Source organism: Glaciimonas sp. PCH181 (assembly GCF_003056055.1).
In the GTDB taxonomy this organism is placed as follows: domain Bacteria; phylum Pseudomonadota; class Gammaproteobacteria; order Burkholderiales; family Burkholderiaceae_D; genus Glaciimonas.
The window spans coordinates 70,595-86,589 of the sequence record NZ_PYFP01000003.1; the positions used below are offsets into that span (position 1 = coordinate 70,595).

The following is a 15,995-nucleotide window of genomic DNA, read 5'->3' on the forward strand; positions in this document are numbered from 1 at the left end:
GATTTATTGCCAGTCAGAATGTCTACGTCCCGTCCCGATAGACAACATAAATCGCACATCTGCGAACATCGAACGTCAACACGCGCAGCCAAAGACAAATTGCAAGCAATAAAAAAGCGCACCACAGGATGACTGGTGCGCTCTTTGTTATCGTTTTCAATCAGTTATTCAATACCCTGACTGCTGAGGTAATCCTCATAATTGCCACGGAAATCAATGACTTCATTCTCTTTCACTTCCAGAATGCGCGTCGCCAGCGAGGATACAAATTCACGGTCATGCGATACGAAAATCAGCGTGCCAGCGTATTTATCGAGCGCAATATTCAGCGATTCGATCGATTCCATGTCCATATGGTTCGTTGGCTCATCCATCAACAAAATGTTATGACGACCCAACATCAGCTTGCCGTAGGTCATCCGACCTTTTTCACCACCGGACAACACTTTTACTGATTTTTTGACATCGTCGCCACTGAACAACAACCGTCCCAGAATCGAGCGAACCGCCTGATCGTCATCGCCTTCTTGCGTCCACGCGCCCATCCAGTCAGTCAGCGTGATATCGACAGCAAAGTTTTCGGTAGGATCTTGCGGCATATAACCAACGTTGGCGTTTTCCGCCCACTTTACCAAGCCAGTATCCGGCTCTAACGCGCAAACATCCGGCCCGCCGATACTGCGCAACAATGTTGTTTTACCGGCACCGTTGGCGCCGATGATCGCAATACGCTCGCCAGCCTCGACCATGATGCTAAAGTTTTTAAATAGAGTGCGGTCATAGCTCTTGCCAATGCTTTGCACATCCACCGCCAGACGATGGAGTTTTTTCTCGCCATCGAAACGGATAAAGGGATTAGCACGGCTGGAAGGTTTCAGATCTTCGACCTTGATTTTTTCGATTTGCTTGGCACGCGAAGTCGCCTGACGCGCCTTAGATTTATTCGCCGCAAAACGACGTACAAAGTCCTGCAATTCTGCGACCTTGTCCTTGGCTTTGGCATTTACGGATAATTGCTGGGCCCGCGCTTGCGTCGACGCCAACATATAGTCATCGTAATTACCCGGATATACCTTCAATGTGCCGTAATCCATATCGGCCATGTGGGTACAAACCTGATTCAAGAAGTGACGATCATGGGAAATGATGATCATGGTCGAATTGCGCTGATTCAGCACGTCTTCTAACCAGCGAATGGTGTTGATATCCAAGTTATTGGTTGGCTCATCCAGCAGCAAAATATCTGGATTAGAGAACAGCGCCTGTGCCAGCAATACGCGCAACTTCCAGCCCGGTGCGACATTGCTCATTGGACCTTTATGTTGATCCATGGCAACGCCAACCCCTAACAACAACTCCCCGGCACGCGATTCGGCGGTGTAACCGTCGTATTCTGCGAATTTTGCCTCTAGTTCGGCGGCCTTCATGTAGTCATCGTCGGTGGCTTCGGGATTAGCATAAATCGCATCGCGCTCAGCCATCGCTGCCCACATCTCGGTGTGGCCCATCATTACGACATCGAGCACGCGCATTTCTTCAAACGCGAACTGATCCTGACGCAATTTACCCAAACGCTCATGCGGGTCTAGCATCACATTGCCAGCCGACGGGTCCAGATCGCTGCCCAAAATCTTCATGAAAGTTGACTTACCGCAACCATTGGCGCCAATCAAGCCATAACGGTTGCCATCGCCAAATTTAACTGAAATGTTTTCAAACAACGGCTTGGCGCCGAACTGCATCGTAATATTTGCGGTGGATAACACGGAAAAAAGCCTTTAAAACAATGTGGAATAACCGCGTATTTTACCAGACCGCATTAAACCCGGATGCTTCAGCGTCTGAGATGATCGTTTTCTCAGCGATATTTCGTCTAAAAAGAAGGCTTTGCACGCGTTTTTGCAACATATTTCTATGCGGTTTGCACTTTTCCCTGCGCTTTGCCACCGATCGCCAATAAGCGTTGTGCAAGACAAAATATAAACAATAGAGCGCCAATCACAATCTTGGTCCACCACGAGCTTAAGGTCCCGTCAAACGAAATCAGCGTCTGGATGACGCCCAAAATCAACACGCCCGATAACGTTCCGGCGACATAACCATAGCCGCCGCTTAATAAAGTCCCGCCGATTACCACCGCTGCAATCGCATCCAGCTCCGCACCCTGCGCATGCAAACCATAGCCGGACAGCATATACAACGAGAAAAGGACACCGGCAAGCGCGGCGCAAAAACCGCTAAACGCATAAATCAATACTTTTGTACGTCCTACTGGCAAGCCCATCAGCAACGCGGACTCTTCGTTACCGCCGATGGCGTACACAGCCCGACCAAAGCGCGTGTAGTGCGCCAGATAAATTGCCACCGCCAGCATTACTAGCGCAATCACCACACTCGGCGAAATGAACGCGCCAAAGAAGGTCAAGCGCGCCTGCGATAACGAGACGTATAGCGGATTATCAATCGTGATCGAATTGATGCTGATCAGATAGCAAAGACCGCGCGCAAAAAACATCCCTGCCAGCGTCACGATAAACGCCTGCAATTTAAAGAAATGAATTAACGCGCCCATCACCGCGCCAAACGCCGTACCGATCAGCAGTACGCACAGCATGACGAACAACGGCGGCCAGTGTAGACTTTGCAACAAATAAGCTGAAATCATCGTGGTTAGCGCCAGTACCGAACCGACCGATAAATCAATCCCGCCAGAAAGAATGACAAAGGTCATACCGATGCCGATGACTAACAAATAGGCGTTATCGATCAGCAGATTCAGCATTACTTGCAACGAGAAAAAGCCGGTATAAGCAAACGCGCCAAGGCCAAACATAATGACAAATAAGACGACCGTAATCACCGAGGTAAAATACGGCGAATTCAGCATTGGGCGCAGGCCCGCAGAAGGAAGATGCATCATTTTTTACTCGCCGCATAAAATTCGCTAAACCGGCGCATTCCTGCCCGGGAAAAGTGCCAGCGAAATTGGGGGGACTGCGATAAGCAGACGATGAATACCACGATCGATTTAACGACCATATTGACTTCGGGCGGGACGCCTATCGAATAAATCGTGTAAGTCAGCGTCTGAATAATCAATGCGCCGATGACGCTGCCAACCAAACTGAACTTGCCGCCGGTCAGTGCAGTACCGCCCAAAGTCACCGCCAGAATCGCATCGAGTTCCATCAGCAATCCGGCATTATTAGCGTCGGCACTTTTAATATTGGCGCTGATCATCAGCCCCGCCATACCGGCACACGCGCTACAAAACATGTACACAAAAAAGATCAGCGCAGAAGTTTTAATGCCTGCCAGACGCGACGCCACCGGATTAATCCCGACCGCCTGAATAAACAATCCCAGCGCGGTTTTACGCATCAGCAACAGCAGCAAACCGCCCACCGCCAGCACAATAAATAGCGAAAATGGCAGCCCCAGAAAGTAACCGCTGCCGATGAAAAAGAAAGGTTTGTAATAGACTGTGACGATCTGCCCGTCCGTCAACAATTGCGCCAGCCCGCGCCCCGCCACCATCAAAATCAGCGTGGCAATGATGGGCTGCAATCCCAACGTCGACACCAGCAAACCATTCCAGACACCGCATAGCACCGCCGCCCCCATGGCGATGCACAATGCCAATATCATCGGCATCTTGCTGACATATTCGGGCATACCGTTCACCACGACCATCTCGCCGCCAATCAGTCCGGCGGCGACCGCACCCGAAATCGCCACCACCGCGCCGACCGAAATATCAATGCCTCGGGTAGCAATCACCAGCGTCATACCCAGCGCCACCAACATCAATGGCGCGGCACGATTAATGATGTCGATCACACTGCCATATAAATGACCATCCTTGATTTCCAGCCGGAAAAATCCGGGGATCATGAATAGGTCGATCAGCAGCAGAATAACCAATGCGGCGCTCGGCCAAAACAGCCCGTGCTGCATCCAGGAATTACGGCTGGATGTTGTTTGCGCAGGCGGCATCATGGTTGCATTACCAGTCTCTGCTGCACCATGTTGATCAGCGCTCATGCGGCCTCCCCGGCGATGACTTGCAGCACCGATGCATCGTCGAGTTCGCCGCGCAAATACTCACCGCAAGCCTTGCGATCCCGCAACACGAGTATCCGATCGCTACAGCGCAAAACTTCATCTATTTCCGACGAGATAAACAAAATCGCCATACCCTTGCGGCACAGCGATATCACGTAATCCATAATTTCCTGCTTGGCGCGCACGTCGACGCCGCGTGTCGGTTCATCCAGAATCAACATTTCAGGATTCGTTGCCAGCCAGCGGGCCAGCAACGCTTTTTGTTGATTGCCGCCCGATAGTTTGCCTATCGGCGTTTCTGCATTTGGCGTTTTAATGCCGAGCCATTTAATGTAGTTATTGGCGATTTCTTGCTGGCGCTTACGGCCAATCACATGCATCAATCCGGCCCGAGCCTGCAATGCCAGAATAATATTTTCACGCACACTCAACTCCAGAATTGCGCCCTCTTCCTTGCGATTCTCGGAACAGAAACCAATTCCCGCAGCAATCGCATCGCGGGGCGAAGTAAATTTATGCACCTTGCCTTTGACTGCAATGGTGCCGCTGTCGACTTTATCGGCGCCAAACAATAATCGCGCAGCCTCGGTTCGACCGGAGCCCAGTAAGCCGCACAAACCCAGCACCTCGCCGCTGCGGCAAACCAGATCCAATGGCGCTAACGCGCCCTTGCGGCCGATGCCTGATGCCTGCAAATAGTCGGTCGTTGCGGCGGCAACTGACTGACCCAGATCAATCAATGGTAACAATTGCAGTTGATCTTCTCGCGCCGTGGTCGCCGCCGCAGCTTCTTCAGCGCTGACGCCGACCATTTTGTTTACCAAGTCGTAACGCGTCAAAGCACTGGCGGCGTATTCACCCTCGCGGATGCCGTTGCGCAGTACGGTAATGCGATCAGAAATCTCGAATGTCTGATCCAAAAAATGGGTCACAAATAAAATCGCCATTCCCTGCTCACGCAGGCGACGCAACACGCCGAACAGCATCTGTACTTCGTTGTCGTCGAGACTGGAAGTCGGCTCGTCCAGAATCAAGACTTTGGCCGAAATACTCAGCGCGCGCGAAATCGCCACCATTTGCTGAATTGCCAGCGAATACCGCGACAACGGCGCGCTGACATCGATCTCTACCTGCAGGTCAGCCAGTAACTGCTGCGCCTTGCGCTGCATCGTGGCCCAGTCGATAAAACCGTGGCGCATCGGATAGCGACCAATAAAAATGTTCTCCGCCACGGTCAGATTGAGACATAAATTCACCTCCTGATAGACGGTACTGATACCCAGATTCTGTGCTTCCAGCGTTGATCCTGGCTGGATTTGACGACCGTTCAACAAAATGCGTCCGCTGTCGGGCTTATAGACGCCCGTCAGGATTTTGATCAAGGTTGATTTTCCTGCACCGTTTTGTCCCATCAATGTATGTACTTCGCCCGCAAACAATTGCAGGCCAACATCGGTCAGCGCTTTGACGCCGGGGAATATTTTAGTGATGCCAGTAAGTTCCAGCACAGGCCTGGAACTGCGGCCGGATGAAGACGCCGGGGTGGCTACCGGCGTTGTAGTTGATGTCACCATTGCCAGATTTCCCGAAAAATTTCTTATGCCGCGTTGAAATATTGCGTCGCTGGACGCTCTGCGGCATGAGAATAGCGATCCGATCCATAAGAATTATTTCAGGCGTTATTAAGATAACGGATCGCCGTATTAATGCGCAACGCTGCTATTCAGGCGCAATAATTAATCACGCAATACTGCAATAGTTATAGTTCAATACTTGCGATTCGGGAATTCCTTAGCAGCCACTTCTGCCGGGAATACGCCCTCTTCAGTCGTAATACGCTTTGGAACTGTTTTACCGGCAACAATATCCTTGGCAACCTGCATCAATTGCGGTCCTAGCAGAGGGCTGCATTCAACGGTGACATTCAATTTGCCAGCCATCATCGCTTCAAAAGCCCCCTTAACGCCATCCACCGAAATAACCAGAATATCTTTACCCGGTTTCAGGCCAGCTTCTTCAATTGCCTGAATCGCACCAATCGCCATATCGTCATTATGTGCATACAAAACATTGATTTTTTTGCCTTCGGCCTTTAAAAAAGCCTCCATAACTTCTTTGCCTTTAGCACGGGTGAAATCACCGGTCTGCGAACGAATAATTTTCAAACGTGGATTGCTGGCGATTTCTTTCTCGAAACCGGCCTTACGATCAATCGCGGGGGCCGAACCGACTGTCCCCTGCAACTCCACGATATTAATATCGCCAGCGGGCATAGTCTTGGCTCGCTCTAACAACCAACGTCCGGCGCGATGACCTTCTTCCACAAAATCTGATCCGATAAACGTCACATACAGGGATTTATCGGTAACGTTGACTGCGCGATCCGTCAGAATAACGGGAATTTTAGCGCTTTTAGCTTCTTTCAATACCGTATCCCAGCCGGATTCAACCACCGGTGAGAAGGCGATAACATCAACTTTTTGCGCAATATAAGAGCGAATGGCCTTGATCTGATTTTCTTGTTTTTGCTGTGCATCGGAAAATTTCAACGTCACACCAGCTTTGCTTGCAGCGTCTTTGATGGAAGCAGTATTGGCAGTGCGCCATTCACTTTCAGCGCCCACCTGCGCAAAACCCATTACCAACGGTTTATCCGCAAATGCGCTGGATGCTAATCCCAAACCCAGACCTGCAAATAATGCGGACGCGATGATTTTTTTACTAGCTAATTTCATTTGTCTTCTCCTTGGAGCTGATTAACATACTTATTACGGACCTGCGGTGAATAGAATCACCGCACTATAGTTGTCGTTATTCCGCAATTCGTCGTTCTGAAACAATAGGCTTTCTGATTGCCAATTCTTATCGTAGAAGAAAGACTAATAACTATCCAATGAATTATTTAGAGTTTTCGATACGCATTTTGATATTAAACAATGAGCAAGTTAGTAAATAAATATTACTCGTTCCGATTTTGATATTGCTTCATCGAAATTATTCATCATCCCCTGTATAAGCCAGTGTTAACATCATTAAACAAACTCGCATAAGCGCGAGTCAGTACGCGGTAATCACCGATCAAAAAAAATGACAATCAAGAGACTGCAAGATGCGCCGCCAATGCCGATTATTGCACTGGAATCAGCTACCCAACGGCTGCAAATATTACCGACATTAGGGGCGAGCATCGCAGCATGGGAATGGAAAAGCGCGCAGCAATGGCGGCCGCTTTTCAGACCGTGGGATGGACATTCAAAGGATTGCTATACAACAGGCTGTTTTCCGTTAGTACCGTGGTCAAATCGGATTACGGAAGACGGCTTTACGCATCAGGGACAACATTTTCCGATCCTTGAAAATCGCGTCGGTGAGCCGTATCCCATTCATGGCGACGGATGGCTGCAGAAATGGCGCGTTACTAATCAGACTGCCAACAGCGTTGAATTGACGCTGAAAGCCGATCAGTTCGAAGGCAATCCATATATTTATCGCTGCACGCAGAAACTGACTTTATTAGACGATGGGCTATCCATTGCCTTGGCCGTGACTCACTTGGGAACTGCATCTTTGCCTTATGGACTTGGGCTGCATCCTTACTTCCCCTGCAACGCCACTACTCGTTTTCAGGCCCGCGCCGACGGCGTCTGGTTATCAGGTAAAGATCCTATTCCTACCGCGCACACCAGCGCTTTTCCGCAGACGTGGAATTACAATCAAGCAGCTGCGCTGGATGGGCCGTTGATTGATAACTGCTTTACGGGATGGGATGGAAAAGCGGTGGTCAGCTACCCTGATCACGGGCTGCAATTGACGATGACGATGGATAACTGCAATGGCTACAGTCTGATGTATCGACCACCGGGTCTGGATTATTTTTGTTTTGAGCCGATTACGCATCCGATCAATGCGTTTCATATGCCGGGCAAGCCGGGTCTGGTCACGCTTTCGCGGGGACAAACCCTTGCAATGCATACCAGTTTTAAGGTCAGCTCAATGTAAGTCCGCTACTAATACTGAGTTGAAAACCGGTCGAACCGGAAACCAACTTTGCCTGACTACCGACAGGAAGTGTGACTTTGTCGCGAATATGCCCAAACGGCAGACCCGTCAGAATCGGCACGGCAATATGCGCTCGCAGATAGGTCAACATGGCATCGAAATCATAGCCATTGTCATGCTCCGCCAGCCGATACTGTGAGAAATCTCCCAGCACAATTGCCTGCTGACGTCCCAAAATCCCGGCGTATTGCAGCTGTAGCAGCATCCGTTCGATACGGTAAGGATGCTCGCCGATGTCTTCCAGAAACAAAATACCGTCTTCGATATGTGGCAAATACGGCGTTCCGATCAAATGATTGATCATCGCCAGATTGCCGCCCCACAGTGTGCCGCTAACATTGACATCCGGATTGCCGCTGGATGTTACTTGTAAGGTTTGCTCAGACTGACGCAGCGTTTGCCAGAAATGCGACATCGTAAATTCGCTTAATTCCAGATCGCCAAAGTCGCTGCATAACATTGGCCCCGCAAAGCTTTGCAAGCCGGTTTGTGTCAGCAATGCCAAATGGAAAGCGGTGAAATCGCTATGTCCGACAAACATTTTTTTGCTGGAGGCGATGCGTCTGAAATCCAACAACGGCAACAGCCGCGACATGCCATAACTGCCACGTAGCGCCATCACAATCTGCACCTGCGGATTGGCAACCGCATCATAAATCTGCGCTACCCGCGCCGCATCGGTGCCACCAAACCGTTGATATTTCTCTGCCGCGTCGTAGTAGTTATAGACCACGCAATCCTGCTTTTGCAGCGCCAGAATACCCCGCGCCAAGACTTGCTCATCCAGCGCATAGCCGCCGGGCGCAATTAAAGCGACGCCAATCTTGGTTGCCGGGGACGGCGTCTGCACGTCAGTTTGTACGTTCGAATTTTCTTGATCCACTGAAACGCCTCAGGTCATGATAATGAGCAATAAATAAGGATGAGCGCTACACCAATCGCACCACATCAAACACTTTTTTGTTGCGCCAGCGCCAACCGACGCTCTGCGAAAAATTGCTTCAATAGTGTGCCACATTCTTCAGCCAATACCCCACCGCTAAGCACCGTATGATGATTGAGTTTTTCTTGCTCAAACAGATTCAAGACAGAGCCACAAGCACCGGTTTTAGGATCGCTGGCACCGTACACCACCCGTGCCAGACGGGCATGCATCATCGCCCCTGCGCACATCACACAAGGTTCCAGCGTGACATACAGTTCGCAACCGGGAAGCCGATAATTGCCGAGCAGCGTAGCAGCGGCACGCAAGGCCATAATTTCGGCGTGGGCGGTAGGATCATGCTGGCCTATCGGCTGATTAAAGCCAGTCGCGATGACCACGCCATCTTTTACCACCAGCGCACCTACCGGCACCTCGCCCAGCGCCCAGGCGTTGTGTGCCTGCGAAAGCGCTTGCTGCATGAAGAGGATGTCACGCGCGCTGGTATCGAGGGGATCGCCTGAATTATGCATACATAAAAAATTTTAGTTTAACCACCGGTGTTAAATGCCGCATTACGCAAAAGGCGTCGGCGCGTAATGCGCTACCTTATCGCTGCGGCTCTGCTTATCAACGATCTTCGGAAATCTCGGCCCAACAATTCGGGGTTTCATGCAATACCAGTTTTTGCAAATGCAAGCCGGTGCCGTAATGATCTTTATAGGCGGCTTTGAGAATATCGTAAGCAGCGCGGGCAAGATTTTCAACGGTAGGAATACGGTCGATCACGACGGTTTTATGGTCTGGCAAAGTCGCCAGAAACTCTCGCACGGCGGTATCTTTTTCATACACGATAAAAGCGTGATCCCAGACGTCTACCAAATGCTGTTTAGCCAGCGTCTTGATATCCGAAAAATCCATGATCATGCCATTATCAGAGCTGCCCTCAACCTCGATGATGGCACCGACTAATGTAATTTCCAGCGTATAACGATGTCCATGCAAATTGCGGCACTGGCTTTTGTGATCGGGGATGCGGTGTCCTGCATCGAATTCAAGTTTGCGGGTAATGGTTAACATAATCAGGTCTACATAAATAATCGAGGACACCTCTTAGCGGTCCGTTGCAAATAGCGCATCCAAAAGACGGCATTCGCAACTGTTCTCAGAGGTGATGAAACAGAACGAAGAAACTTAAGGTATTTGGAGCAGTTTATGCGTCTGCAAACTTAATTTCCACTTTGGATTGCGCTTACAGGTTTCAATCGCGCGCGCCAGATTATCGGCCAATAGCGGCCCATCCATCGCCTGCAAATAGAAATGATCGAAATCAAGCGTTTCATATGTTGCCAGCGATTGGCCCAGTTGCGGGATCACGACCTTTAACTCATTGCCCTTGAACACTTTCAGGACCGAACCCATTTTGGGACTAACGCAGATCCAATCCACGCCTGCCGGCACCTCTATCGTGCCATTGGTTTCAATCGCAATCTCAAATCCTGCCGCGTGCATGCTGGCGATCAATGCCGTATCCAGTTGCAATAATGGTTCGCCACCTGTGAACACCACAAATTTGCTGTCCGTATAAGTAGTCGGCCATAGCGCGTTAATGGTCTCGGCCAGCGCATCGGCAGTCTTAAACTTGCCGCCGCCTTCGCCATCTGTACCCACAAAATCGGTATCGCAAAACTGACAAATCGCTTTGCTGCGATCTTCTTCCCGTCCAGTCCATAAATTGCACCCGCTAAAGCGACAAAATACCGCTGGGCGTCCGGCATGCGTGCCTTCGCCCTGAAGTGTATAAAAAATTTCTTTGATGCTGTAGGTCACGGTGCTTCTCGCAAGATGGCTGAAAATGAAAGCTGACAGGTTGATAAATACGGCTAAAAGGCTGCCGATGGGTATTAATGGGTGTTAACCGATGTTCATTGATGCTATTGATCGATAATTTTTTAATGCTGGCTCGTTTTCAAGACTGGGTATTCTGAGTATCACCAGTGAAAAAAGCGCAGAGCCTCGGCTTGGAGGGAAGTTGCTTTTTGTCTCAATTATCTTTGAGCAAACCGCTAAGGCCGCTATTTTAACGTACAAAGGGCGCTCCCGCTAAATAGCAGATGCGCCCAATTGGTCAGGAAAGCGGGTTATCAAGAGTAAGTAGAGGTTACTTTTTCCCCATTTTTACCTATTTTTTCTGCAATTCTCGCCAAATCCCCTGATTAAGGGCGTGGTAAGCGCGAATAACCTGACTATCGTCGCTGGCACCCGCCCCACTCTGGGACACATCCGCAAACAATTGATAGGCCAGTGTCGCCAGCGGTATCGCGGCTTTGCTGTCGTTGCCTGCGACCAGCACGATACCCAGATCTTTGACGAAAATATCCACTGCACTGGTGACAACCGGCTCAACCTCCAACATCCGCTGCCCCCGATCTTTCAACATCCAGCTTGATGCCGCCGAACCGCCCAAAATTTTCAGCATCACATTGAGATCGATGCCCGCCCTGTCCGCCAGTGAAATAGCCTCTGCCGTTGCCGCCAGATGAACGCCGCACAATAGCTGGTTCACGGTCTTCGCCATCGCACCCTGACCGGGACGCGTGCCGACGTGAAATACTTTATCGCTGATCGCCGCAAAAACCGGCGCTACCGCCGCCAGCGTAGCAGCGTCTGCGGCCGCCATAATCGTCAACGTTGCCGCAGCCGCACCAACCACGCCGCCGGATACCGGCGCATCGACAAAGCGCTTGCCCGCAACCACAACCCTTGCGGCGATTGCCTCCACCGCGCTTGGTGGGCAAGTCGCCGACAATACGACGACTGCGTGATCCGGCAACGCCGCCAATCCGCCATCGGCGAACAAAATAGCCTCGGCCTGCGCAGCATTGATCACCATCAAAATGACAGCGTCAACGTCGGTGAACGCCTGGACTGCGGATTTGGCAGCAAGTCCGCCTGCGGCCGTAAACGCCGCCATCGCGGTGGGCTTAATATCGAAACCGCTGACGACAAAGCCGCTCGCCAGCAAATTCTTTGCCATCGGCAGTCCCATCGATCCCAGTCCGATAAAGCCGATTTTTGTTATTTTCAATGCAGTCTCCATCAATATGCAACCTACAAAAGCGATAAAGCAACGCTTATAGCGTCACGCGATTTAGCATCACCTTGGCCTGCACCACTATATTTTCAGCGCATAAACCAAGCGAGGCCCGCAACGCAAAAGTCGGTCCTATCGGCGGATAAGCATCCTGAATCCCAATCCGCTGCACCGGAATGTTATGCCCCTGATCCAACACTTCCAGCACCGCCGAACCCAATCCGCCATGGACGCTATGCTCCTCAACCACCAAGATCCCGCGCACACGCCGCGCCGCATCCAATATCGATTCACGATCAATCGGTTTGACGGTATGCATGTTCAGCACCTGCACCTGCACATGCACACCTTCCAGCGCGAGTGCATCGGCGGCCAGCATCGCCTCAAATACCATTGCGCCATTGGCAACAATGCAGAGGTCATCGCCATCACGCAGCGTGATCGCCTTGCCAATTTCAAAGGACGTGTCGGGCGCGTTAAAACTATATTCCGGCCCGCGACCAAGACGCAGAAAAATCGGCGTATTGCGGGGCTGCTCAATGCAGGCGCGTAATGCTTTATCCATTTCTACCGCGTCGGCAGGGGCCAGCACGATCATATTAGGGATAGCGCGCATGACAGCCACATCCTCATAAGTCTGATGGGTCGGACCGCCCACGCCATACGAAAGACCCGCCGCCATACCGACCAAAATAACCTTCATTCCGTTATAGGCGCAATCGACTTTCACCTGCTCAATCGCACGCAGCGATAAAAACGATGCATACGTCACGGCAACCGACAATTTGCCGCAAGAAGCCAATCCGGCAGTCACGCCGACCAGATTTTGCTCGGCAATCCCGACATTGATCATCCGTTCAGGATAAGCCGCACCGAAAGCGACCAGTCCCGTTGCGTTCATCAAATCGGCTGTCACGGCGACCAATTGCGGGAACTCCGCAGCCAGTGCCAAAAAGCTTTCGCCAAATTGGTCACGCGCAGGTTTTAGCGCGTAACTAGCGCGTCGCTCTGCAATCCATGCGTTACATTGTTCGGCGGTCGTTGGCACTGTCGTCACAGGTTTAAGCGCGGTCATGGTCATTGCAGCGGCTCCTTCAATTCGTCCACCACGCAAGCGTATTGCGCAGGCGTAATCACATCGGCATGCCAGCCGCGCACGTCTTCCATAAAACTGACGCCTTTGCCTTTAATCGTGTTGGCGATAATCATTCGCGGTTTAGCATTTCCCTGATTACGCAGAACATCCAGCAGCGGCAGCAACGCGGGGATATCGTGACCATCCACCTCAAAAGTTTCCCAGCCAAAAGCTTCCCAACGCTGTTTCAGCGGCCCCATCGGCATCACGTCTTCCGCCCTGCCATCAACACACAAGCCATTGCGATCCACAATCGCGACCAGATTATCGAGTTTATATTTAGCGGCACTCATTGCCGCCTCCCATACCGATCCCTCGTTAATCTCGCCGTCACCCAGCAACACAAATACGCGATAGTCCTTGCGGTCCATCTTCCCAGCCAACGCCATTCCCACGCCTATCGACAAGCCATGGCCCAACGCCCCGGTCGAGACATCGACACCCGGTTGATAGCGTCGGGAAGGATGTGTCATGAGCTTCACCCCAACTTCGGTTTCAAATTCGTGCATCCATTCGGCTGGCATAAATCCGCGTCGGATCAGCGATGAATACAACGTCGGCGCGGCGTGGCCTTTCGAGAATATATGTCGATCACGATCGGCCCAATCCGGATTAGCAGGATCAACCCGCATCACCGAAAAATACAGCGCAGTCAGAATTTCCACGCAGGAAAAACTGCTGCCGAAATGACCGTTGCCCGCCGCCATATACATGTTGGTGCAATCAACGCGATTGATCCGTGCCATTTCACGCAATTGCACCATCGACAGCGGCACAAAAGGCATCGCCGCTGCGTAGGATGGCGTAGCTGGCATGGCTGACATTGCTGGGGTTACAGCCATGATTTGACCCTAGTCGACATCATTTCCGCAGAAATACCATAACGATCATGCAGCGTAGGCAATGCGCCAGCATCCAAAAATGCATCCGGCAATGCAATTTGATGAAACGCCGCAGGCCGCACGCCAGAGCGCATCAACAAGCTAGCCACGGCTTCGCCCAATCCGCCAATGACCGAATGATTTTCTGCGACGATGACCATGCGGCCATTGCGTGAGGCTTCCCGGATAATGGTTTCTTCATCTAGTGGCTTAATCGTCGGCACATGCAAAACGCCGACATCAACGCTGTCGGCGCGCAATATATCCGCGGTCTCCAATGCTCGCATGGTCATGAAGCCGGATGAAATGATCAGTGCATCGCCACCGTCACGCAACAGTTTGGCCTTGCCGAGTTCGAACTTATAGTTATATTCGTCCAGCACCAGCGGCACATTGCCGCGTAGCAAGCGCATATACACCGGGCCGTTATGCGCAGCAATCGCTGGCACCGCCTGCTCGATATCCAGCGCATCGCACGGGTCTACAATCGTCAGATTGGGCATAGCGCGGAAGATCGCCAGATCGTCGGTCGCCTGATGACTAGGACCATAGCCAGTCGTCAGGCCGGGCAACGCGCAAACAACTTTCACGTTCAGATTTTCTTCCGCCACCGCCAGGCAGAGAAAATCGTAAGCACGTCTTGCAGCAAACACCGCGTACGTGGTGGCGAACGGCATAAAACCTTCTTTTGCCATGCCTGCAGCGGCCATGATCAGCAATTGTTCGGCCATCCCCATTTGAAAATAACGTTCAGGATGCGCCTTGGCAAAAATATGCAAATCGGTATATTTACCCAGATCGGCTGTCATGCCGACGATATCCCGGCGCGTCTCCGCCAGTTCTGCCAACGCGTGACCGAACGGCGCAGGCTTGGTGCGCTGGCCTTCCGTCGCAAGGGAGGCAATCATCGCCGAGGTCGTCAGGCGCGGCTTGGCCGGAATTTTTATGGCGTCGTTCATGCGGCTTCCCCTTTATACAATTCTCTTAAAGCCAGTTGCCACTCTTCCGGATCGACCCGAATAAAATGGTTCTTCTCGCGCGTCTCCAGAAATGGCACGCCCTTGCCCATCAAGGTGTCGCAAATAATCATGCGCGGACGTGCATCGGTCAGCGCACGCGCCGTGTCGAACGCTGCCACCAGCGCGCTTAAATCGTTGCCATTGACCCGTTGCACATGCCAGCCGAACGCTGCCCATTTATCCACCAATGGTTCTACCCCCAGCACGCTGGAAGATGCGCCGTCGGCTTGCTGATCATTCACATCTACCAGAGCAATCAAATTGTTCAGCCCCCAATGGCTGGCCGACAGTGCGGCCTCCCAAGTCGAACCTTCATTCAGCTCACCATCGGACAGCAAGTTATAGACAAATGACTGCGATCCTTTCTGCTTCAAACCCAGACACATACCGACCGCGATCCCCAAGCCATGCCCCAACGATCCGCCGGTAATTTCCATGCCCGGCGTGTACGTCGCCATGCCCGACATCGGCAAACGGCTGTCGTCCGAGCCATAAGTCTCCAACTCTTCTTGCGGGATAACGCCCGCTTCGATCAAGACCGCATACAGCGCGATGGCGTAATGACCAATCGATAACAGAAACCGGTCGCGCTGCTCCCATTTCGGGTCTTCAGGACGAAAGTTAAGCGCATGAAAATAGGCCACCGATAGTACGTCGGCAACGCCCAATGCCTGTCCGACATAGCCCTGCCCTTGTACCTCGCCCATTTGCAGGGCATTTTTTCGAATCCGATAGGCCCGTTCGGATAACGGCATTTCTAACGTTTCAAGTGTCATTTTTATTTCCTTTGAGTCTGCAATTTTTCATGTTTGTCGGTAGG

At 51.6% G+C, this 15,995-nt stretch carries 15 protein-coding genes; 1 reads left to right on the top strand and 14 read right to left on the bottom strand.

What is annotated here, in order from left to right; all coding sequences use genetic code 11:
* Positions 1–164: 164 nt before the first annotated feature.
* The 5 genes from C7W93_RS21005 to C7W93_RS21025 all read right to left on the bottom strand — a co-directional run bounded on the left by C7W93_RS21005 (position 165) and on the right by C7W93_RS21025 (position 6,800).
* Positions 165–1,766 (bottom strand): ABC-F family ATPase, encoded by a 1,602-nt coding sequence (locus C7W93_RS21005; RefSeq protein ID WP_108442303.1) that lies wholly within the window; start codon positions 1,764–1,766, stop codon positions 165–167.
* A 146-nt stretch (positions 1,767–1,912) separates the two neighbouring features.
* The gene (gene yjfF / locus C7W93_RS21010) at positions 1,913–2,920 is read right to left on the bottom strand and encodes a galactofuranose ABC transporter, permease protein YjfF (protein WP_370446510.1); all 1,008 of its coding nucleotides are present in this window, start codon (positions 2,918–2,920) and stop codon (positions 1,913–1,915) included.
* A complete protein-coding gene (locus C7W93_RS21015) occupies positions 2,917–3,996 on the bottom strand; it encodes an ABC transporter permease (protein WP_370446524.1) in 1,080 nt (359 codons plus the stop codon). The genes yjfF and C7W93_RS21015 overlap by 4 nt, the downstream gene beginning before the upstream one ends.
* Before the next feature lie 44 nt (positions 3,997–4,040).
* A complete protein-coding gene (locus C7W93_RS21020; RefSeq protein WP_108442304.1) occupies positions 4,041–5,639 on the bottom strand; it encodes a sugar ABC transporter ATP-binding protein in 1,599 nt (532 codons plus the stop codon).
* A 192-nt stretch (positions 5,640–5,831) separates the two neighbouring features.
* Positions 5,832–6,800 (bottom strand): ABC transporter substrate-binding protein, encoded by a 969-nt coding sequence (locus C7W93_RS21025; RefSeq protein WP_108442305.1) that lies wholly within the window; start codon positions 6,798–6,800, stop codon positions 5,832–5,834.
* 352 nt (positions 6,801–7,152) lie between these two features.
* Here C7W93_RS21025 and C7W93_RS21030 point away from each other — a divergent pair, with 352 nt between their 5' ends.
* Positions 7,153–8,064, top strand: coding sequence for an aldose 1-epimerase (locus C7W93_RS21030; RefSeq protein ID WP_108442306.1), 912 nt, complete (start codon positions 7,153–7,155; stop codon positions 8,062–8,064).
* On the opposite strand, the gene ldcA is transcribed toward C7W93_RS21030, so the two are convergent.
* The 9 genes from ldcA to C7W93_RS21075 form a co-directional block, all read right to left on the bottom strand.
* Positions 8,051–9,007, bottom strand: a complete 957-nt coding sequence (ldcA, locus tag C7W93_RS21035; RefSeq protein ID WP_225869987.1) for a muramoyltetrapeptide carboxypeptidase — start codon at positions 9,005–9,007, stop codon at positions 8,051–8,053. The two genes, C7W93_RS21030 and ldcA, sit on opposite strands and share 14 nt — an antisense overlap.
* A gap of 65 nt (positions 9,008–9,072) precedes the next feature.
* Positions 9,073–9,579, bottom strand: coding sequence for a tRNA adenosine(34) deaminase TadA (gene tadA / locus C7W93_RS21040; protein WP_108442307.1), 507 nt, complete (start codon positions 9,577–9,579; stop codon positions 9,073–9,075).
* Between the two features lie 97 nt (positions 9,580–9,676).
* Positions 9,677–10,126 carry a 6-carboxytetrahydropterin synthase QueD gene (gene queD, locus C7W93_RS21045; protein ID WP_108442308.1) on the bottom strand — a complete coding sequence of 150 codons (450 nt, stop codon included), beginning with the start codon at positions 10,124–10,126 and terminating at the stop codon, positions 9,677–9,679.
* A 114-nt stretch (positions 10,127–10,240) separates the two neighbouring features.
* On the bottom strand, positions 10,241–10,876 hold the full coding sequence (gene queE / locus C7W93_RS21050) for a 7-carboxy-7-deazaguanine synthase (protein WP_108442309.1): 636 nt from the start codon (positions 10,874–10,876) through the stop codon (positions 10,241–10,243).
* A 352-nt stretch (positions 10,877–11,228) separates the two neighbouring features.
* Positions 11,229–12,134, bottom strand: coding sequence for an NAD(P)-dependent oxidoreductase (locus C7W93_RS21055; protein ID WP_108442666.1), 906 nt, complete (start codon positions 12,132–12,134; stop codon positions 11,229–11,231).
* 46 nt (positions 12,135–12,180) lie between these two features.
* Complete coding sequence (locus C7W93_RS21060) at positions 12,181–13,221, bottom strand: transketolase family protein (protein WP_108442310.1); 1,041 nt, start codon at positions 13,219–13,221, stop codon at positions 12,181–12,183.
* On the bottom strand, positions 13,218–14,117 hold the full coding sequence (locus C7W93_RS21065) for a transketolase (protein WP_201747328.1): 900 nt from the start codon (positions 14,115–14,117) through the stop codon (positions 13,218–13,220). Before C7W93_RS21065 ends, C7W93_RS21060 begins: the two co-directional genes overlap by 4 nt.
* Positions 14,108–15,115 carry a transketolase family protein gene (locus tag C7W93_RS21070; RefSeq protein WP_108442311.1) on the bottom strand — a complete coding sequence of 336 codons (1,008 nt, stop codon included), beginning with the start codon at positions 15,113–15,115 and terminating at the stop codon, positions 14,108–14,110. Before C7W93_RS21070 ends, C7W93_RS21065 begins: the two co-directional genes overlap by 10 nt.
* A complete protein-coding gene (locus C7W93_RS21075) occupies positions 15,112–15,951 on the bottom strand; it encodes a transketolase (RefSeq protein WP_108442312.1) in 840 nt (279 codons plus the stop codon). Before C7W93_RS21075 ends, C7W93_RS21070 begins: the two co-directional genes overlap by 4 nt.
* Positions 15,952–15,995 lie beyond the last annotated feature (44 nt).